Source organism: Nevskia sp. (assembly GCF_021732705.1).
In the GTDB taxonomy this organism is placed as follows: domain Bacteria; phylum Pseudomonadota; class Gammaproteobacteria; order Nevskiales; family Nevskiaceae; genus Nevskia.
The window spans coordinates 26,791-46,171 of record NZ_JAKFUM010000009.1; the positions used below are offsets into that span (position 1 = coordinate 26,791).

A 19,381-nucleotide genomic window follows, 5' to 3' on the forward strand; every position below is an offset into this window, starting at 1 on the left:
GGCCTCAGCCAAACTCGTGCGGCGCCGCACAGTAGCCGAACGCTAGCGCGCCCTCGCCGACGTTGATGGCGCCGGTGATGCTCATGACGCTGGTCAGCAGTTCGATGCCCGAGCGGGTCGCGACGTTCTGCAGTTCGACATAGCCGGGCATCTTGTACAGCTGGGTCAGGTCGCCGGCGTAGCTGACGCACAGCGTTCTGGTCATCAGGCCGAACTTGATCCGGCGGATCAGGAAGTCGAAGCAGGTGGCGGCGGCGTCTTCATAGTGACGCAGCTTGGCGACGGGTCCGGTCTCGTTGCGGAACCCGCGGATCAGCGGCTTGATGTCGAGCGCGCTGCCCAGCGCGTATTGCAGCCAGCCCACGCTCTTGTCGCCCTTCTTCGCCGCACGCGCCCTGAGGTGATAGAGATTGCTCGGCAACATGTAGCCGTACAGATTCGGCACCAGCGATTCCACCCGCTCGCGAATCCGGTTCGGGCTCGCCCCCTCGCGCGTCATCCGCACGACTTCCGCCGCCAGCACGCCCTGCGCGGCGAACAGGTTCTGGGTATCGACCACGCGCAGCGCGAACGGGCCGGTGTGGCCGGCGGCCTGCCGGATCGGCTTGTATTCGGAAAGGATCGAGAACGACGCTCGCGTGGCGTGATCGAAAATCGGGCTGCGCGAGCTGGCCAGGGTCAGGCAGAACACGAAGTCGTAGTCGATCACCAGGCGATCGAGAAACAGCCGCTTGATCTGCTCGATCGAGTACGGCGCGGTTTCGCCCTCGGCCGTGTTCGCGAGGTGCTTGCGGTAGAAGCGCTGCGTTTCATCCGGATCGCGCGCGTCGACGAACTCCTGATTGCCGAGCCGGATCGTGATCGGCAGCACGACGATGCCGTTGTCGCGGACGTACTCGGTCGGCAGATCGCATGCCGAGTCCACGACCAGACCGATCCTCATGATTCAACTCCCTTGATTGACGAGGCCACCGGAGGCGCCGCGAGGCGGGCGGCAGACCCCTCCGCTTGATTCGGGGAAACCGGATCGGCAAAACCGACGCGGAACCCGCAATTCAGCAAGTTTTCTTCTCGATTGCCTTCGCAGCCTGCCACAGCGCTTCCATCTGCACCAGACGCTCCGGATCACCGATCGGCGGCAGCGCATCGAGTGCCGCCTCGACATGGCGATAACGTCGCTGGAACTTGGCGTTGGTGGCCGCCAGCGCGGTCATCGGATCCAGCTTCAGATGGCGCGCGATGTTGACCACCATGAACAGCACATCGCCCAGTTCCTCATGCCGATGTTCGGGCGTGGCGGCCTCGCGCAATTCGGCAATCTCCTCGTCCAGCTTGGCCCACAATTCGTCGGGATCGCTCCAGTCGAAGCCCTGTTCGCGGCATTTCCGCTGAATCTGCAGGGCAACGGCAAAAGGATCGTCGGCAGCGTCGCTCATGGGCCCACCAGTTGCCGGCGCAAGTCCCATAGGATCGCGGCGGTCGCGCCCCAGATCGTGTGGCCGCCGTATTCGAGTTGCAGGAACGGCAGGCTCAGGCCGCCGCGCTCCATCGCCTTGCGCTCGAACCGGTTGTCGCCGGTCAGATGGCTGAGCGGCAGTTCGAACGCTTCGGCCACTTCGCCGGGATCGGTCGATGGCTCGAACGCGGTCTCGACATACCCGACGACCGGCGTGATCCGGTAGCCGGTGAAGGTCGGATAGTCGTCGAGGTAGCCGAGCACCTGCACCGCGGCGGGCGGCAGGCCGACTTCCTCGTGCGCCTCGCGCAGCGCGGCATGGGCGTAGGTCGGGTCGCCGTCGTCGCGGCGGCCGCCGGGAAAGCTGATTTGGCCCTTGTGCTGGCGCAGATGCTCGGCGCGCTTGGTCAGCAGCACGGTGTGACCGTGGTCGCGGCGGATGATCGGCACCAGCACCGCGGCGGGCTTCAGCAGGGCGACCGCCGCGGCGCTGACCAGATGGTCGAGCTTCATCGGCAGATCCATCCGCGCCACCGGCCGGTGCGCTTCGCTGCTGGCCGCCAGCAGCGCCCGCAGGCGTTCGAGCGCCGTGGCCTCCACCGCTTACAGGCCGTTCGACAGGTCGGCGATGATGTCTTCGACGTTCTCGAGACCGACCGCGATGCGGATCAGGCCCTCGGTGATGCCGGCCAGACGCCGCGCTTCGGCCGAGATGCGGCCGTGCGTCGTCGTCGCCGGATGCGTGATCGTGGTTCGGGTATCGCCGAGGTTCGCGGTGATCGACAGCATCCGCACCGAGTCGATGACCTTCCATGCCGCTTCGCGCCCGCCTTCGACCTCGAACGAGACGATGCCGCCGAAGCCGGTGTCGCCGCCCGGCCCGACGGCCAGATGCTGGCGCTTGGCCAGTTCGTGCTGCGGATGGCTCGGCAGCCCCGGATGGAACACGCGCTTGACACCCGGCTGCCCATCGAGCCACTGCGCCAGCGCCAGCGCCGATTCACAGTGCGCGCGCATCCGCAGCGGCAGCGTCTCGAGACCTTTCAGGAACACCCAGGCATTGAACGGACTCATGCTCGGGCCGGCCGTGCGCATGAAGCCGAACACGTCCTTGCCGACGCGCTGGGCATCCCCGACGACCGCACCGCCGACGCAGCGACCCTGCCCGTCGAGATACTTCGTGGCCGAATGAACGACGAGGTCCGCGCCGAGCTTCAGCGGCTGCTGCAGCACCGGCGTCAGGAAGCAGTTGTCGACGCACAGCAGCGCGCCGGCACCGTGGGCGATGTCGGCCAGCGCCCGGATGTCGGCGATCTCGGTCAGCGGGTTGTTCGGTGTCTCGACGAAGAACAGCCGCGTGTTCGGTCGCAGACCGGCGCCCCAGGCGTTCAGATCGCTCGGATCGACGAACGTGGTGTCGACGCCGAACTTGCCGAGGACATTGTTGAACAGGTTGATCGTGGCGCCGAACAGCGTGCGCGAGGCGATGATGTGGTCACCGGCCTTCAGCAGCGCCATGCACATCGCGAGGATCGCCGACATGCCGCTGGCCGTGGCCACGCAGGCATCGGCCCCTTCCATCGCCGCCAGCCGCTGCTCGAAGGCGTGGACGGTCGGGTTGGTGAAGCGGGAGTAGACGTTGCCCGGTTTCTCGCCGGCGAACACCGCAGCAGCTTCGGCCGCGCTGGTGTACACGAACGACGACGTCAGATGCATCGCCGCCGAGTGCTCCATCTCCCCGGTCCGCGGCTCCGCAGCGCGGACGCCAAGGGTCGAAAAGCCCCACTTCTTGAAATCGTTCATGCCGGTCTGTGTGCGTCTGGGCGCTGGCGGTCTGGCCAGAGCGCAAGTTTAACGCCGATCAAGCCCCGTTCTCAGAAAGATTGGCGCAGGTGCGGCGGATTCCCGCTTTCGGGATAATCGTTTTTTCCACCAGATCGCCTGATCGCCCCACCGAATGGCTCGCAAACCCGCCCACGAACAGTTCGACACGCTGAAAGCGATTCAGGATCGAGCATTCGACCTGTTCGGGCGCTATGGCTACGACGGTGTCTCGATCGGCGATATCTCGACCGCCGCGAAGCTGTCGAAAGGCGCGCTGTACTGGCACTACCCGAGCAAGGAAGCGCTGTTTCTGGCCTGCCTGAAGCGCCTGCATGCGTTGTTCGACGCCTACATCTTCGACCCGATGCGCGACCCGGGCATCGACCCGGTGGCCGGCGTGCTGACGCTGTTCAAGGGCATTTCCCGGCTCTTGCAGGACCCGCTGGTGCGCAACGGCGTGGCCGGCTACTGGCTGGTGCCGGACAGCCCGGAAACCGCCGAACTGGCCGCCGAACAGCGTGCCTTCGAGGCGCGCTCGATCGTCGCCATCCGCAGCGTGCTGGCACGCGGCATCGAGATGGGCCGTTTCGACCTCGGCGGCGATCTTGAAGACATGTCGCGCGCCATCATCTCCATCGTCGAAGCCGTGATCCTGCCACTGCGCTACCAGTCGCCCGAGGAAGTGCGCGGCACGCTCGGCGTGCTGGCCCGCACGCTGTTCCGCGCCTACGACAAGGGTGGACTGCTGCCGCAGCTGTGAGGGGATCGTCGGCTTGAACAACACGCCGCATTGACGTGATATTCCGGCAGCATTCGCCGCCTCAACCCGTATTTCCAACCGAGGAACACCCCCGATGGCCATGGACGTGATCGACTACAAGCTGTACGGCGAGGACATGCAGTTCGTCGAGATCGAGCTGGACCCGAACGAAGCGGCAATCGGTGAAGCCGGCGCCATGATGTTCATGGAAGACGGCATCGTCATGGACACGATCTTCGGCGACGGCTCGCAGCAGAAATCGGGCTTCTGGGGTGCCTTGGCCGGTGCCGGCAAGCGTCTGGTGACCGGTGAAAGCCTGTTCACCACCGTGTTTTCGAACCAGGGTCAAGGCAAGAAGAAGGTCGCCTTCGCCGCGCCGTACCCGGGCACGATCCTGCCGGTGCACCTGCCGGATGTCGGCGGCACGCTGATCTGCCAGAAGGATTCGTTCCTGTGCGCGGCCAAGGGCGTGGCCATCGGCATCGCCTTCCAGAAGCGGCTCGGCGTCGGCCTGTTCGGCGGCGAGGGCTTCATCATGCAGAAGCTCGATGGCGACGGTCTGGCCTTCGTGCATGCCGGCGGCACGATGCACGAACGCACACTGGCGCCGGGCGAGATCCTGCGCGTGGATACCGGCTGCATCGTGGCCTTGCAGCCGAGCGTGGATTTCGACATCCAGTACGTCGGCAAGCTGAAGTCGGCGCTGTTCTCCGGCGAAGGTCTGTTCTATGCCGTGCTCCGCGGCCCGGGCAAGGTCTGGCTGCAGTCGCTGCCGCTGTCGCGCATGGCCAACCGCATCGTCATGGCGGCACCGGCGATGGGTGGCCGTTCGCGCGATGAAGGCTCGTTGCTCGGCGGTGTCGCCGGCGGCGGCATCCTCGGCGGCCTGCTCGGCAGCGACGAGTAGATCGCCACCCGCTCACCGCGGCACGGAACGGCTGGCGCTACCAGCCTTCCGTGCCCGGTTCGCCCTTGAACGGGCCGGTCAGTTCCTTCGTGATCCAGCCGCCGTAGAAACGGCCTGGCTGCGGCGTCACCCGCTCGCCGTCGACCCAGCACTCGACCCGATTCGGGTAGAACGCGAGATGGCCCTTGATCTCGCTGGCATCGTCCAGCGGCCGCTCGTAGGACCACGCGGCCATCTCGTGGCGACCGGCGTCGGTGACGATGGTCCAGTAGCTCGCCAGTCCCTTCCATTCGCAGCGCGAGGTGCCGCGCGCCGGCACCAGCCGCGTGCGATCGACATCGTCCGGCGGCAGGTAGAACGTCGGTGGGCTCGCGGTTTCGCAGATGCGCAAGGCGCGGCGCGTCCGGGCGATCTCGACCCCGTCGACCGTGACCACGACTTCGCGTCCGTCCGTGACGATCTTCGGCGGCCGCGGGTAATCCCAGACCGATTCCTGACCGGGGCCGGTCGGCTCCGCGAATGGCGGGCGCTCGCGCCCATTCCAGCGCCACATCAGGCTCGGGTCGTTGCGGGGGTCGGGACGGTCGATCATCGGGCGGCTCCGGGTTTCAAGGATGTGACGACAGCTTAGCGAGCCGGAGCGGCCGCAGCCGGACGCCGGGGCGCGGACGCTGCGGCACTGTTCAGCATCGGTACGGTCTCAGAACGAGATGATCAAGTTGCCGGCGCGTTGGCTATATCGCGCGTCGGACCGGCACAATCGGCGCGCGGCTTGCGTTGCCCGACGCAGCCCCGACCGCCCCCGCGGCCGGCATGCGACCCTCCACCCACACCCCGCCCCCGGAGTTCCCGTGAATCCTCGTACCAGAATCCCCTTGAGCCGGTCGCTGATGGTCATCGGCCTCGGCCTGACCGGCCTGTTCGGCTGTTCCGCACCTCAGGTGCAGGCGGAAGCCCCGGCCGGCGGTGGTGCCAGCGGCCCGGTCGCAGCCGCGAAGGCCACGGCCACCGGCAGCCAGTCCTGCCAGGCGATCGGCGACTTCTACTGGGAAGTCGGCGACGGCCGCGGTGCCATCGTCAGCGGCAGCGTCGGCGACTCCTACTCCGCCAACAAGTCGATCAAGATCGCGTCCGCGTCGAAGTTCGTCTGGGGCGCCTACGTCGTCGAAAAGCTCGGCAAGAGTGGCCGGCTCGACAGCGGCGTTGTCGAAGCCCTGACGATGCGCTCCGGCGCCACGGCGTTCAACCCGATCGCCTGCCTGCTGACGCGTTCGGTCGAAGCCTGCCTGCGCGTGCGATCGAACTCCGAAACCACCCCGGGCGATGTCGGCCGCTTCTCGTACGGCGGCGGGCATGATCAGCGTCTGGCGGTGGAACTCGGGCTCGGTCGCTTCAACGGTCAGGAACTGACGCGCGAAGTGCGCACCTACATCGGCAACGACGTCGATCTGTCGTACGCCCGTCCGCAGCCTGCCGGCGGCATGGAAGGCACGCCGGCCGGCTACGCCACGTTCCTGCGCAAGATCATCAATGGTGATCTGAAGATGCGCGATTACCTCGGCAGCAATGCCGTCTGCACCCTGCCCGGCCGCTGCCCGACGGCGCTGAAGAGCCCGGTCAAGGAAGCCTGGCATTACAGCCTCAACCACTGGGTCGAGGATGACCCGCAGACCGGCGACGGCAGCTTCTCCAGCCCGGGCCTCGAAGGCTTCTATCCGTGGATTTCCGCGGACAAGAAGACCTACGGCATCGTCGCGCGCGAAACCCTGCGCGGCAACGCCTACTGGGCCTCGGTGCTGTGCGGCCGCGACATCCGCCGCGCCTACATGACCGGCAACCCGGTGCGCTGAGCCCGGCCCTTCGCAGCACCTGAACGCGCGGGTCGGAGCCAGTTCCGGCCCGCGCGTTTTTCGTTGTGGCCATGCGCCCCGCTATCATTCGGCGGATGACAGCGCCTCGCTCGAAGGCGCGCATGGCGAGGGGCATGTGAACGAAGGCAATGCGATGTCGCGACTGGCGCTGCGTTTCTGCGCGTGGTCCGAACACTGGTTCCCGGACGCCTGGGTGTTTTCGGTGACCGCCGTGCTGGTGGTCGCCGCCGCCGCCGCGCTCAATGGCGCTGCGCCGACCGCCGTGGCCAAGGCCTTTGGCGATGGCTACTGGACGCTGATCCCGTTCACCCTGCAGATGTGCTACGTGCTGGTCGGCGGTCACGTCGTGGCCTCGTCACCACCGGCACGCAGGCTGATCGAGGCACTCGCCCGCCGTCCGACGACGGGCCCCGGTGCCATCGGCATGGTGGCGATCGTGACGATGCTGCTGTCGCTGATCCACTGGGCGCTGGGGCTCGTGCTGGGCGGGCTGCTGGTCAAGGCGCTGGGCCGGCGACGCGATCTGCCGATGGACTACCGCGCAGCGTCGGCCGCGGCCTATCTCGGCCTCGGTGCGGTCTGGGCGCTGGGGCTGTCGTCGTCAGCCGCGCAGCTTCAGGCCAACCCGGCCAGCATGAGCCGGGAACTGCTCGCGATCACCGGCGTGATCCCGTTCACCCAGACCATCTTCCTGTGGCAATCGCTGCTGATGACGGCGATTCTGGTCGTGCTGTCGACGCTGATCGCGGTGAAGTCCGCGCCGGCGCCGGCGCAGGCCCGAACCGCGACGATGCTCGGCGTGGATTGCGCGCTGGCCGCGGAAGATCGCGCGCCGGCCAGCCGACCGGGCGAGCGTCCGGAACGCAGCCCGGTGCTGAATCTGGCGCTGTTCGCGCTCGGTGCGCTGTGGTTGTACGGCGAATTCGCCGGCAAGGGCGCGATCGGCGCGATCACCTCGCTGAACACCTACAACTTCCTGTTCATCATGCTCGGGCTGCTGCTGCAATGGAGCCCGCGACGCTTTCTGGATTCGGTCTACGAAGCGGTGCCGTCGACCGCCGGCATCATGATCCAGTTTCCGCTGTACGCCGGCATCGCGATGATGCTGACGGCGGCGAAGGCGCCGGACGGCTCGACCATCGCCAGCCATCTGTCGACGTTCTTCGCCAGCATCGCCACCCGCGACAGCTTCCCGGTGGTGATCGGCGCGTACTCGGCGGTGCTCGGCTTCTTCGTGCCGTCCGGTGGCGGCAAGTGGCTGATCGAAGCGCCCTACGTGATGCAGGCCGCGAACGACCTGCAGGCGCACCTCGGCTGGGCGGTGCAGATCTACAACGCGGCGGAAGCGCTGCCGAACCTGATCAATCCGCTGTTCATGCTGCCGCTGCTCGGCATCGTGGGACTCAGGACGCGGGACATCGTCGGCTACACGTTCCTGCAGTTCCTGTTTCACACGCCGGTGGTGCTGTTCCTGCTGTGGATCCTCGGGCTGACGCTGACTTACGTGCCGCCGCAGATTCCGCAGTAGCGTCTGCTCGACAACGACCCGGAAACGCCGCCATGCATGAACCGTCATCGAGCGTGAACCCGGGGCCGGAGATGACGCCGGGCGCACGGCTGAAGGCGATCTTCAGCGGCTCGATCGGCAACCTCGTCGAGTATTTCGACTGGTACGCGTACTCGGCCTTTGCGCTGTACTTCTCGAAGGCGTTCTTTCCCGGCAGCGACGAAACCGCGCAACTGCTGAACACGGCCGCAATCTTCGCCGTGGGCTTCTTCATGCGGCCGATCGGCGGCTGGCTGATGGGCAGCTATGCCGACCGCCGTGGCCGACGCGCGGCGATGATGCTGTCGGTGCTGATGATGTGCGCCGGCTCGCTGGCGATCGCCCTGACACCCGGCTACGCGCAGATCGGCGTTGCGGCGCCGATCATTCTGGTTGCCGCCCGTCTCGTGCAGGGTCTGAGTCTCGGCGGCGAGTACGGCATCTCGGCGACGTACCTGAGCGAAGTGGCCTCGCCGGCGCATCGCGGCTTCTGGTCCAGCTTCCAGTACGTCACCCTGATCCTCGGCCAGCTGTCGGCACTCGCCGTGCTGATCGTGCTGCAGCAACTGCTGCTGACGCCGCAGCAGCTCGATGACTGGGGCTGGCGCATTCCGTTCGTCATCGGCGGCGGGCTGTCGCTGGTCGCGCTGTTCCTGCGGCGCGGTCTGCACGAAACCGAGGTGTTCTCGCGGCAGACGGCGCGCGTCGAAAGCCCGCTGCGCGAGCTGCTGCGCGCCCATCCGCGCGAAGCGCTGACTGTGGTCGGCCTGACGCTCGGCGGGACGCTGGCCTTCTACACGTTCACCACCTACATGCAGAAGTTTCTGGTGACGACCAGCGGCTTCTCGAAGAACGACGCGACCCTGATTTCGGCCGCCGCCCTGTTCGTCTACATGCTGCTGCAGCCGGTGGCCGGCGCGCTGTCGGATCGCATCGGCCGCAAGCCGCTGCTGATCGCGTTCGGCATCGGCGGGCTGTTCGGCACGGTGCCGCTGCTGACCGCCATCGGCCGGGCCGGCAGTCCGGTCGAAGCCTTCTGGCTGATGCTGCTCGGGCTGACCGTGATCAGCGGCTACACCGCGGTCAATGCCATCGTGAAGGCGGAGCTGTTCCCGGTCGGCGTGCGGGCGCTCGGTGTCGGCCTGCCGTACGCGCTGTCGGTGTCGCTGTTCGGCGGCACGGCGGAATACGTGGCGCTGTGGTTCAAGCAGCAACAGTTCGCGACCGGCTTCTACTTCTACGTCAGCGCGATGATCGGCCTGTCGCTGCTGGTATACCTGCGGCTTCCGGAAACCCGATCGACCTCCCGAATCGATCGGGACGGCGATCGGGATTGAGACCATCCGCGGCTCAGGCGCCGAGGAACTCGCACAGATAGGCCGCCGGGCCGCCAACCGCGCGAACATCGAAGCCGCTGTTGGCGCCGATCTCGAACGAAGTGCCGGCCGGATAGTTCAGCCAGCCCAGTTCGCCGACCTTGGCCTGCAGCAGGCCGCTGACCACGGTCATGCGCTCGGCCGCGGCGGTGCCGAAGTGATATTCGCCCGGCGCGATCACGCCGACCGACGCGCGCAGGCTGTTGCGCTCGAAGCCGATGCTCTGGACGCCGCCTTCGAAATACGTGTTGTGCTTCAGCATGACCACTCCTTCTGGTGAGAATTCGGGGGCGCATGCTAACCGGGTTCGCGGCCTGTTCGCCGTGCGCATCAGATTGCTGCACTGCGGCAGGAATCTGGCGATAATCGCCCGACGGCGCTGTTGCCGCCCACTACGAGCCTTCCATGATCCGCAGAGTCGTGTTCAACCAGAAAGGCGGCGTCGGCAAGACGACCATCGTCTGCAACCTCGCTGCGATCGCCGCGTCGCGCGGGCTGCGCACCCTGGTGATCGATCTCGACACGCAGGGCAATTCGACGCAGTACCTGCTCGGCCCGCTGGCCGCCCAGGCCGACCGCTCGATCGCCGATTTCTTCGAATCGACGCTGAGCTTCTCGATCCAGTCGCCGCCGTTCATGACCTACGCGACGAACTCGCCGTACGAGAATCTCGACGTGGTCGCCGCCAGCCCGAAGCTCGACGATCTGCAGGTCAAGCTCGAAGCCAAGCAGAAGGTCCAGAAGCTGAACCAGGCGCTCGACAAGCTGAAAGGCTACGACGCGGTGTTCATCGACACGCCGCCGGCGCTGAATTTCTACAGCCGTTCGGCGCTGATCGCCGCCGATCGCGTGCTGATCCCGTTCGATTGCGACGAGTTCTCGCGGCAGGCGCTGTACACGCTGATCGACAACATCCACGAGCTGCGGGCCGACCACAACGAGGACCTGACGATCGAAGGGATCATCGTCAACCAGTTCCAGTCCCGCGCGAAGATGCCGCAGCGCGTGGTCGCCGAACTGAAGGCGGAAGGCCAGCCGCTGCTCGATGCCTCGCTGTCGTCATCAGTTCGGGTCAAGGAATCGCACGAACTGCACCGGCCGATGATCTACCTCGACCCGACGCACCGGGTGACGCAGGAGTACATCGCGCTGTTCGATTCGCTGGGGCACTGAAGCTTCACAGCGGCGCGTGACGCGGTGCTGGCGGTCGGAAGACCGCGCTCACCAACGGTGTGATTCCGGCGAAAGCCGAAATCCAGTCCGCGATCGCCGCCCGGTCACGGACCGGGCGCGCCGGCTTCCCGCCTTCGCGGGAATGACGGAGATTTAATGTGTATCTGACCCCAATTTTCGGGCCCCAATTTTCGATTACTCCGGCTTGCGCGGCCGGTAGCCGGTCCAGCCGGCGGGCTTCGCCGTCCGGTCGACCTTCTTGATCGCGTCACGGCGCGGCACGTCGCCGGCCTTGCGCTCCGCGCCGCCCGGACGCGAGCGGCGCTCGCGCGGTGGCTTCGGGGCCTTCGGCGCCGTGAACTTCACCGCAGCGCGCAGTGCGTTCAGCTCGTCCTTGTCGAGTTCCCGATAGCCGCCGGACTTCACGCCGCGACCGAGCACGATGGGGCCATAGCGAACGCGGATCAGGCGGCTGACCTTCAGGTCCTGCGATTCGAACAGGCGACGAACCTCGCGGTTGCGGCCTTCCTTCAGCGTGACCTTCCACCAGCTGTTCGCGGCGACGCGGGGGCCGCCGTCCTCGTCTTCGTCGTCGATCGGGATGTCGGCCTTCTCGCCGGCTTCGATCTTGTCGAAGTGCGCCGGGCCGTCTTCCAGTTCGACGCCCTTGCGCAGCTTGTCGAGTGTTTCCTTGGTGATCGTGCCGAGCACGCGCACGGCGTACTCGCGCTCCAGCTCGAAGCTCGGATGGGTCAGGCGCCGCGCCAGTTCGCCGTCATTGGTCAGCAGCAGCAGGCCGGAGGTGTTGAGATCGAGTCGGCCGACCGCGATCCAGCGCCCGGTTTCGAGATCCGGCAGCTTGCGGAAGACGGTCTTGCGGCCTTCCGGATCGTCCCGCGTCACCAGCTCGCCGGTGCGCTTCTTGTACAGCAGCACGCGCGTGGCCTGCTGCGCGTAGCTGTGACGCACGCTGCGGCCATCGACCATCACCCGATCGCCCGGGACGATCTTCTGGCCCGGCGTGGCCGGTTCGCCGTTCACCTTGATCCGGCCTTCGGCGACCATCGTTTCGACCGCGCGACGCGACGCGATGCCGGCATCGGCCAGCACCTTCTGAATCCGTTCGCCGCTCAATGGACCACCACGCCGCTCGGCGGCTCGGCCGACGGCGGGGCCGGCTGTTCGTCTTCGTTCACGTCGCTTTCCTCGGGCGGCACGTCCACAACGGCACCCGCTCCGAGCTTGGCCAGCGCGGCTTCGAGTTGTTCCAGGTCCTTCACGTCCGGCAGCGGCGGCAGCTGGTCGAGCGTCTTCAGGTTGAAGTCGTCGAGAAACTGGCCGGTGGTGCCGAACAGCGCCGGGCGACCCGGCACGTCCTTGTGGCCCAGCTCGCGAATCCAGCCGCGCTCCTGCAGGGTCCGCAGGATGTTCGACGACACGGCGACACCGCGCACTTCCTCGATCTCGCCGCGCGTGATCGGCTGGCGGTAGACGATCAGCGCCAGCGTTTCGAGCAGCGCGCGGGAATACTTCGGCGGCTTTTCCTGCCACAGCCGCGAAATCCACTCGGCGTACTCCGGGCGCACCTGCACGCGCCAGCCGCTGCCGACCTCGCGCAGCTCGCTCGCCGTGCCGGAGAACCGGGCATCGACCCGCGCCAGCGCCTCGCGCAGTTCACGCTTGCCCAGATTGAATTCGGAGCCGACCAGCCGCACGAGCTGATCCATCGACAGCGGGCCGTCGGATGCCAGCAGCAGCGCTTCGAGAATCAGCGACACGGCCGACAGATCGACGACCGGCGCCGATTCCCCTTCGGTCGCGGCAGCCGGCAGATCGTCCGCGTCCGCGGCCGGCTCGACCGCGGCATCGGCCGCCGGTTCGGCTGCGGATTCGACGACCGGGCCCGCCGCGAGCGCGGTCACCGGCTCCGCAGCGGCCGGTGCCGCCGCATCGGCAGCGCCTGGCGTCTCGGTGGGGTCGTTCGCGTTGTCCTGCACATCATGCTCCACGGGTCTTGCTTCCTTCGTTCGCAGCCATTGTTCGGCCGTCAGTATCCCAGCAATGCCTGCCGGTTGGCGTCGCGCCACCATTCGAAGAACGGCACGAGCATCACCAGCAGCACGATGGCGGCGCCCCAGTGACTGCCGGTGGCCAGAAACCACGCGGCGGCGGTCCAGCCCAACTGCATCGCGATGACGCTGACGATGTCGAGCGGATCGCGCTTGGTCCGGCCGCTGCCGACCTTGACGAACGAGCGTCGCGGCGCCGGATACGGTCGCGCCACCTCGACCGCGCACGCGCAAAAACCCGCGCCGAAGCTGCAGACGAGACAGACGAAGCCGATCCATGGATCATCCAGCGCCACCGACACCGAGGCCAGCAGCATCACCACCAGCACCGGCAGCAATGCGGCGATGCACTTGAACGCGATAACCCGGCCGCGCGGCTGCGGCGCGGCGCCGAGCAGGCTGGGCGCTTCCTCGGCACTGATCATCAGGTTGGCGATGTACTGGCAGATCTGCGCGGCGCAGAAGGTCGTCGCCGCAACCGACGCGGCCAGCTTGTGCTCGCCGCGGAACAGGTTCGAGTAGAAGAACATGATGATCAGCACCGGCTGCGCCAGCAGCGCGATCGACAGCCGCGCATCGCGCAGGATCGTCCGCCATTCCTTCAGCAGCATCACCCGGAACAGGCCGGTGCTGAAACGCAGGTCGCCCGCGCGAGCCTTCTGCTGCGTCGGGACGGCATCCGGCGACTGCACGGCCAGCAGCACGGCCGGCGCTGCGAAGCGCGCGGCCAGGATCAGCGCCAGCACGGCACCGAGCGCCAGGGTTGCCATCGCCGCCAGATCGCCGCCGACCGCCAGCGCCGGCACCCGCAGCAGCCAGGCGTGATCCTCGAGCCCGCCGCCGTTGACGCCGACCGGACGCCCGGCACCGTCATCGCGCCCGATCAGGCTCGACAGCACGAAGATCAGCGGCACGCCGGCCTGCACCACCTGCAGCACGCGCCGCGCGCGAACGATGCCGAAGCTACGCACGGCAAGCCCCATCGCGGTCAGCGCGAAGGCCACCGTCGCCACCGCCATCATCACCGTCACCGGATAGGCCAGCAGGAACGCCGGCTTGCCCAGGATCGCGCCCATGTTCGCGACCGGCGTCACCAGCAGGATCGACACCGCCCAGGTGCCGGCGACCAGCGCCAGCACCCGCATCCACAGCACGCGCGCGAACGGCAGCGGGCTGCTCAGGTGAAGGGTCAGTTCGCGGCCGGCGAGGATCAGGCGGAAGGTGCCGAGCATCGCTGCCATCAGCACGAAGAATTCGAGCGACAGCAGCAGCACGCCGGTCAGCTGCACCACCTTGTCCGGCGGAATCAGCTTCGGCTGTCGGAAGATGCCCCACAGCAGAATTCCGGCCCCGGCGTGCATCAGCGCGATGAAGCCGATGTAGATCAGCAGCGGCCAGCGCTTGCCGGTGCCGAAGCTCATGCTGCGCACGTTCAGCCGGAGGTCCTGCCAGACCAGCCACGGCAGTCCGCCGGCCCGCAGGCCGATCACGACGCGCTTCCGGCCGCGGGTGCCGGCCCCGCCTCGGTGGCCGACAGGAACAGGTCTTCGAGCGATGTGTGCTCGCTGCCGTAGACCGCCCGCAGTTCGTCGAGCGTGCCCTCGGCGATCAACTGCCCGGCGCGGATCAGGCCGATGCGCGTGGCCATGCGCTCCGCCACTTCGAGAATGTGCGTGGTGAACAGCACCGTCAGGCCGTCGCGGACCAGGCCGGCCAGGAAATCCTTGACCTTGCGGGCCGCCGCGGCATCGAGACCGGTCAGCGGCTCGTCGAGGATCAGCAGCTTCGGGTTGTGGATCAGCGCGCCGGCCAGGGTCAGCTTCTGCTGCATGCCGCGCGACAGGTTCTCGCAGTAGTTGGCGCGGGCGTCCCACAGGTCCAGCCACTGCAGCAGGTCCTGACCGCGGGCGGCCGCCGTGCGGCCATCGACGCCCCACAGACCGGCGACGAATTCGAGGTATTCGGTGCAGCGCAGCTTGCCGTACAGCATCGGCTCGTCCGGCAGGAACGCCATCTGCTGCTTGGCGCCGGTCGGGTTGCCGGCGAGCGACTCGCCGAACACGCGGATGCTGCCGCCGTCGGGCTGCAGCAGTCCGGCGATCATCCGCAGGGTCGTGGTCTTGCCGGCGCCGTTCGCCCCGAGCAGTGCGTAGAACGCGCCGGCCGGAATCCGCAGGTTCAGGCCATCGACGGCGCGCTTGCCGCCGTAGTCCTTGACGACCCCGATCAGTTCAAGCGCGGGTGTCACGCGTCGTCCGCGAGCGCGCGTTCGGCCGAGCCGGCCGCGGCGATCGTCACCGGCAGGAACGGGCCAGCCTGCGTGATTTCCAGCATCGACGACTTCGCCAGTTCGAGGATCGCCAGCAGGCAGACGACGACACCGGCGCGGCCTTCCTCGAGATCGATCAGATCCTCGAAGCGGACAGGTCCCGTGCGCACGCGATCGAGGACCGAGCTCATGCGTTCGCGCACGGACAGCGGCTCGCGGGCAATCGTGTGGCGGGTGAACAGTTCGGCACGCAGCAGCACGTCGCGCAGCGCCAGCATCAGTTCGCGCAGCCCCGGTGCCGGTTGCGGCCGGGCGACCTCGATCTTGTCCGGACGCGCCTGCACCACGGCAATCTCGCGCCCGACTCGCGGCATCGCATCGAGGTTCTCGGCCGCGGTCTTGAAGCGCTCGTACTCCTGCAGCCGGCGCACCAGTTCCATGCGCGGGTCGCCGCCAGTCTCGTCGTCGTGCGTCGGCGGCTTCGGCAGCAGGATGCGCGACTTGATCTCGGCCAGCCACGCCGCCATCACGAGGTATTCGGCCGCCAGTTCGAGGCGCAGCTCGCGCATCAGGCGGATGTATTCCATGTACTGCTGCGTGATCTTCAGCACCGGGATATCGAGGATGTCCAGGTTCTGCTTGCGGATCAGGTACAGCAGCAGGTCGAGCGGGCCTTCGAAGGTTTCGAGGAAGACCTCCAGCGCATCCGGCGGGATGTACAGATCGCTCGGCAGTTGCGACAGCCGCTCGCCATTGACTCGCGGCGTGCGCGGCTCGGCCGCGACCGCGGGCGGCGCGGCGACATCGCCGGCGTCGAGCGTCTCGGGCTCGTTCACGCGGGAATCAGGCCCAGCACGTCGTGCACGCGCTTGAGCGTGGCGTTGGCACGCACGCTGGCGCGCTCGGCGCCATCCTTCAGCACTGCCTGGAGGCCGGCGCGGTCTTCGCGCAGTTCGGCGTACTTCGCCTGAACCGGCTTCAGACATTCGACCACGGCATCGGCGACCGCGCCCTTGAACGTGCCGTACTGCTTGCCTTCGAACTCGACTTCGAGCGCAGCGACGGTCTTGCCGGTGGTTGCGGCGAGGATAGCCAGCAGATTCGACACCCCCGGCTTGGCGGCGATGTCGAAACGCACCACGCCGTCCATGTCGGTGACCGCGCGCTTGATCTTGCGGACGATCACGTCCGGCGTATCGAGCAGATACAGCGCATTGGTTTCGGCGTCGTCGGACTTCGACATTTTCCCGGTCGGGTCCTGCAAGCCCATGATCCGGGCGCCGACCGGCGGGATCATCGGCTCCGGCACGGTAAAGACATCGCCATACAAGTTGTTGAATCGATTGGCGATATCGCGCGTCAGCTCCAGATGCTGCTTCTGGTCGTCGCCGACCGGGACCTGCGCTGCGTCATACAGCAGGATGTCCGCCGCCATCAGCACCGGGTAGCCGAACAGGCCGGCGTTGATGTTGTCGGCATGCTTCGCACTCTTGTCCTTGAACTGCGTCATCCGGCCCAGTTCGCCGAACTGCGTGTAGCAGTTCAGGATCCAGCCGAGCTGCGAGTGCGCCGGCACATGGCTCTGCACGAACAGCACGTTGTCCTTCGGATCGAGCCCGCAGGCGATGTACAGCGCCAGAAACTCGTAGCAGCGCTCGCGCAGGATCGCCGGGTCCTGGCGCACGGTGATCGCGTGCAGGTCGACCAGCATGTAGTGGCAATCGTAGGTCGCCGACAGCGGCAGCCAGTTCTTGATCGCGCCAAGGTAGTTGCCGAGCGTGAGACGGCCGGACGGCTGGATGCCGGACAGGACGGTGGGACGGGAATTCGAGGTCATCGGGACGCGAAAAGTGGAATGCGGCGGAGCGCGATCAGACGATCAGCTGGATCAGGCCGAGCGTCAGCTTGTAGATCGGCGCAGTGATCGCGCCGAGCACGCCGATGAAGGCGAGCACCAGGATGATCGGAAACGTGTACGGCTGTATCTGCTCCAGCTTCATCGCCTGCCGCGGCGGCAGCGTGACCAGCAGCATCCGGCCGACGTCGAACGGCGGCAGCGGCAGCAGGTTCAGCACGAAAAAGTTGACGTTGAAGGCAATACCGACGTTCGCCATGTAGCGCACGCCCAACCACACGCCCTCGCTGGAGCCCGGCATGCCGTTGGCAATCTTCAGCAGGACGGCAAACGCGATCGCCATCGCGAGGTTGGCCAGCAGGCCGGCGGCGGCCACCTTGATCGCCCCGCTGCGCGGATCGCGGAAGCGACCCTCGGAAATCGGGATGAACTTGGGCCAGCCGATCAGAAAGCTGCTGATGCCGGCGCTGCTCAGGGCAATGAACACGCCCGGCAGCAGCAGCGTGCCGATCGGGTCGACATGCGCCAGCGGGTTGAGGCTCAGCCGGCCCTCGGCACGAGCGGTGTTGTCGCCAAGCGAATGGGCCATGTAGCCGCGCGCGATCTCGCGAACGGTGAGCGCCAGCACCAGCGGCAGCAGGGAGACAGCCAGCCGCTGAAAAAGGTCGAGGGATTTCATAGACCGATTATACCGGCGCGTGCCGCCCCGGCCGCGTCACAGCCCGAGCATCGAGACGTCGCCCAAGCCCTGGCGCAGCAGCGCCGGCGCATCGCCCGTGAGGTCCAGCACCGTCGTCGGGTCAACGCCGCAGCTCCCGGCGTCCAGCACCAGATCGACCGAGCGCTCCAGCCGCGCACGCTCGTCATCCAGATCGGCCAGCGGCTGGTCCTCATCCGGCCACTGCAGGGTGCAGCTGAGCATCGGCTCGCCGAGCAATTCCAGCAGCGCGTGCGCGACCCGGTGTTCCGGCACGCGGATGCCGATGGTCTTGCGCTTCTCGTGCGCGATGCGGCGCGGCAGTTCCTTGGTCGCTTCGAGCACAAAGGTGTACGGACCCGGCGTCAGCTGCTTCAAAAGCCGGAACTGCCAGTTGTCGACCCGCGCGTAGGTCGCGATTTCGGAGAGATCCCGGCAGACCAGCGTGAACTGGTGGTGGCGATCGAACTCGCGCAGGCCGCGAATGCGCTCGGCGGCGTCCTTGTCGCCCAGCCGGCAACCGAAGGCGTAGCAGGAATCGGTCGGATACGCGATCACCGCACCGGCGCGCACGCGGTCGGCCGCGCGCTGCAGCCAGCGCTTCTGGGGATCGATCGGGTGCAGTTCCAGCCATTCGCATGCCATGCCGGCATTGTCCCACGGCCAGGGCTGCAGCCGTGCGACAGCCCCTGACGCGACGGAAAATGCCGTCGCTATAATCCGGCTCGCGGCCTGCGCCGCCCCCGGAGCGACACCCGATTCCATGAATGCCGTTCTCGACCTGATCCCGGCGATCCTGTTCTTCGCCGCCTACAAGTTCTACGACCTGTTCGTGGCGACGGCGGTGCTGGTCGTGGCGCTGCTGGTCATGGTCGGGTTCACCTACTTCAGGACCGGGAAGGTGCCGAAACTGCAGCTGGCGGTCGCCGGTGTCGCCGTGGTCATGGGCGGCCTGACGCTGTACTTCCACAACGCCACCTTCATCCTGTACAAGCCGACCGTGCTGTACGGCGCGTTTTCGCTGGCGCTGCTGGCCAGTCACGTGATCGGCGACCGGGTGATCCTGCAGCGGCTGCCGCAGAAGGCGCTGGTGATGCCGGATCGCCTGTGGCGGCGGGTCAATTTCGCATGGGCGCTGTTCTTCGCGTTCTGTGCCGTGCTGAACATCTATGTGGCGCTGAACTACAGCGAAGACGTCTGGGTGAAGGTCAAGGCCTTCGGCTTCACCGCGCTGATGTTCGTGTTCATGCTCGCCCACATCCCGTTCCTGTCCCGCCACTTCGTCGATCCCGATGCCGCTCCGCGTTGACAACATCCGGACCACGCTGCAAACGGTCCTGAACCCGATCCGCCTCGACATCGAGGACGACAGCCATCGCCACGCCGGCCACGCCGGGGCCAAGGGTGGCGGCCATTACCGCGTGTTCGTCGTGTCGGAAAAGTTTTCCGGCCGCACGCTGATCGCGCGGCACCGCATGGTTTACGAAGCCCTCGCCGACCAGATGAAGGACGACATCCATGCGCTGTCGATCGTCGCCAAGGCACCCGAGGAAGTGACGGACGCGTAAGGTCGGATTG

At 67.0% G+C, this 19,381-nt stretch carries 22 protein-coding genes; 8 read left to right on the top strand and 14 right to left on the bottom strand.

Annotation, left to right across the window (positions count from 1 at the left end):
* Positions 1 to 4: 4 nt before the first annotated feature.
* From QZ951_RS10865 to QZ951_RS10880, 4 genes are all read right to left on the bottom strand, one after another.
* On the bottom strand, positions 5 to 943 hold the full coding sequence (locus tag QZ951_RS10865; RefSeq protein ID WP_293000604.1) for a DegV family protein: 939 nt from the start codon (positions 941 to 943) through the stop codon (positions 5 to 7).
* Positions 944 to 1,055: 112 nt separating this feature from the next.
* Positions 1,056 to 1,436, bottom strand: a complete 381-nt coding sequence (locus tag QZ951_RS10870; protein WP_293000605.1) for a MazG nucleotide pyrophosphohydrolase domain-containing protein — start codon at positions 1,434 to 1,436, stop codon at positions 1,056 to 1,058.
* On the bottom strand, positions 1,433 to 2,056 hold the full coding sequence (locus QZ951_RS10875) for a CoA pyrophosphatase (RefSeq protein WP_293000606.1): 624 nt from the start codon (positions 2,054 to 2,056) through the stop codon (positions 1,433 to 1,435). Before QZ951_RS10875 ends, QZ951_RS10870 begins: the two co-directional genes overlap by 4 nt.
* A 3-nt stretch (positions 2,057 to 2,059) precedes the next feature.
* The gene (locus QZ951_RS10880) at positions 2,060 to 3,259 is read right to left on the bottom strand and encodes an O-succinylhomoserine sulfhydrylase (protein ID WP_293000607.1); all 1,200 of its coding nucleotides are present in this window, start codon (positions 3,257 to 3,259) and stop codon (positions 2,060 to 2,062) included.
* A 154-nt stretch (positions 3,260 to 3,413) separates the two neighbouring features.
* Here QZ951_RS10880 and QZ951_RS10885 point away from each other — a divergent pair, with 154 nt between their 5' ends.
* Positions 3,414 to 4,040, top strand: coding sequence for a TetR/AcrR family transcriptional regulator (locus tag QZ951_RS10885; protein WP_293000608.1), 627 nt, complete (start codon positions 3,414 to 3,416; stop codon positions 4,038 to 4,040).
* A 94-nt stretch (positions 4,041 to 4,134) separates the two neighbouring features.
* Positions 4,135 to 4,947, top strand: a complete 813-nt coding sequence (locus tag QZ951_RS10890; RefSeq protein ID WP_293000609.1) for a TIGR00266 family protein — start codon at positions 4,135 to 4,137, stop codon at positions 4,945 to 4,947.
* A gap of 37 nt (positions 4,948 to 4,984) precedes the next feature.
* On the opposite strand, the gene QZ951_RS10895 is transcribed toward QZ951_RS10890, so the two are convergent.
* Positions 4,985 to 5,539 (bottom strand): DUF427 domain-containing protein, encoded by a 555-nt coding sequence (locus QZ951_RS10895; protein WP_293000610.1) that lies wholly within the window; start codon positions 5,537 to 5,539, stop codon positions 4,985 to 4,987.
* Positions 5,540 to 5,798: 259 nt separating this feature from the next.
* Here QZ951_RS10895 and QZ951_RS10900 point away from each other — a divergent pair, with 259 nt between their 5' ends.
* The 3 genes from QZ951_RS10900 to QZ951_RS10910 all read left to right on the top strand — a co-directional run bounded on the left by QZ951_RS10900 (position 5,799) and on the right by QZ951_RS10910 (position 9,701).
* Positions 5,799 to 6,797, top strand: a complete 999-nt coding sequence (locus tag QZ951_RS10900; protein WP_293000611.1) for a hypothetical protein — start codon at positions 5,799 to 5,801, stop codon at positions 6,795 to 6,797.
* Positions 6,798 to 6,951: 154 nt separating this feature from the next.
* Positions 6,952 to 8,346, top strand: coding sequence for a TIGR00366 family protein (locus QZ951_RS10905; RefSeq protein WP_366943876.1), 1,395 nt, complete (start codon positions 6,952 to 6,954; stop codon positions 8,344 to 8,346).
* 32 nt (positions 8,347 to 8,378) lie between these two features.
* On the top strand, positions 8,379 to 9,701 hold the full coding sequence (locus QZ951_RS10910) for an MFS transporter (RefSeq protein WP_293000613.1): 1,323 nt from the start codon (positions 8,379 to 8,381) through the stop codon (positions 9,699 to 9,701).
* Positions 9,702 to 9,714: 13 nt separating this feature from the next.
* Here the strand turns inward: QZ951_RS10910 and QZ951_RS10915 are convergent, their stop codons facing one another.
* Positions 9,715 to 10,002, bottom strand: a complete 288-nt coding sequence (locus QZ951_RS10915) for a pyrimidine/purine nucleoside phosphorylase (RefSeq protein WP_293000614.1) — start codon at positions 10,000 to 10,002, stop codon at positions 9,715 to 9,717.
* 146 nt (positions 10,003 to 10,148) lie between these two features.
* On the opposite strand from QZ951_RS10915, the gene QZ951_RS10920 reads away from it, so the two are divergent.
* Positions 10,149 to 10,913 carry a ParA family protein gene (locus QZ951_RS10920; protein ID WP_366943877.1) on the top strand — a complete coding sequence of 255 codons (765 nt, stop codon included), beginning with the start codon at positions 10,149 to 10,151 and terminating at the stop codon, positions 10,911 to 10,913.
* A gap of 195 nt (positions 10,914 to 11,108) precedes the next feature.
* Here the strand turns inward: QZ951_RS10920 and QZ951_RS10925 are convergent, their stop codons facing one another.
* The 8 genes from QZ951_RS10925 to QZ951_RS10960 are packed head-to-tail and all read right to left on the bottom strand — an operon-like array spanning position 11,109 to position 18,448.
* Positions 11,109 to 12,047, bottom strand: a complete 939-nt coding sequence (locus tag QZ951_RS10925) for a pseudouridine synthase (protein WP_293000616.1) — start codon at positions 12,045 to 12,047, stop codon at positions 11,109 to 11,111.
* Positions 12,044 to 12,922, bottom strand: coding sequence for an SMC-Scp complex subunit ScpB (scpB, locus tag QZ951_RS10930; protein ID WP_293000617.1), 879 nt, complete (start codon positions 12,920 to 12,922; stop codon positions 12,044 to 12,046). Before scpB ends, QZ951_RS10925 begins: the two co-directional genes overlap by 4 nt.
* A 38-nt stretch (positions 12,923 to 12,960) precedes the next feature.
* On the bottom strand, positions 12,961 to 14,472 hold the full coding sequence (locus QZ951_RS10935) for a hypothetical protein (protein WP_293000618.1): 1,512 nt from the start codon (positions 14,470 to 14,472) through the stop codon (positions 12,961 to 12,963).
* A complete protein-coding gene (locus QZ951_RS10940; protein ID WP_293000619.1) occupies positions 14,469 to 15,230 on the bottom strand; it encodes an ABC transporter ATP-binding protein in 762 nt (253 codons plus the stop codon). The genes QZ951_RS10935 and QZ951_RS10940 overlap by 4 nt, the downstream gene beginning before the upstream one ends.
* Positions 15,227 to 16,087 carry a ScpA family protein gene (locus QZ951_RS10945; protein ID WP_293000620.1) on the bottom strand — a complete coding sequence of 287 codons (861 nt, stop codon included), beginning with the start codon at positions 16,085 to 16,087 and terminating at the stop codon, positions 15,227 to 15,229. The genes QZ951_RS10940 and QZ951_RS10945 overlap by 4 nt, the downstream gene beginning before the upstream one ends.
* Positions 16,084 to 17,088: a tryptophan--tRNA ligase gene (gene trpS / locus QZ951_RS10950; protein ID WP_293000621.1), complete on the bottom strand. Its 1,005-nt coding sequence runs from the start codon at positions 17,086 to 17,088 to the stop codon at positions 16,084 to 16,086. Before trpS ends, QZ951_RS10945 begins: the two co-directional genes overlap by 4 nt.
* A gap of 34 nt (positions 17,089 to 17,122) precedes the next feature.
* A complete protein-coding gene (locus QZ951_RS10955) occupies positions 17,123 to 17,785 on the bottom strand; it encodes a site-2 protease family protein (protein WP_293000622.1) in 663 nt (220 codons plus the stop codon).
* A 36-nt stretch (positions 17,786 to 17,821) separates the two neighbouring features.
* Positions 17,822 to 18,448, bottom strand: coding sequence for an L-threonylcarbamoyladenylate synthase (locus QZ951_RS10960; RefSeq protein WP_293000623.1), 627 nt, complete (start codon positions 18,446 to 18,448; stop codon positions 17,822 to 17,824).
* A gap of 118 nt (positions 18,449 to 18,566) precedes the next feature.
* On the opposite strand from QZ951_RS10960, the gene ispZ reads away from it, so the two are divergent.
* Positions 18,567 to 19,112, top strand: coding sequence for a septation protein IspZ (ispZ, locus tag QZ951_RS10965; RefSeq protein ID WP_293000624.1), 546 nt, complete (start codon positions 18,567 to 18,569; stop codon positions 19,110 to 19,112).
* Positions 19,096 to 19,371, top strand: coding sequence for a BolA family transcriptional regulator (locus QZ951_RS10970; protein WP_293000625.1), 276 nt, complete (start codon positions 19,096 to 19,098; stop codon positions 19,369 to 19,371). The genes ispZ and QZ951_RS10970 overlap by 17 nt, the downstream gene beginning before the upstream one ends.
* The last annotated feature ends 10 nt before the right edge of the window (positions 19,372 to 19,381 follow it).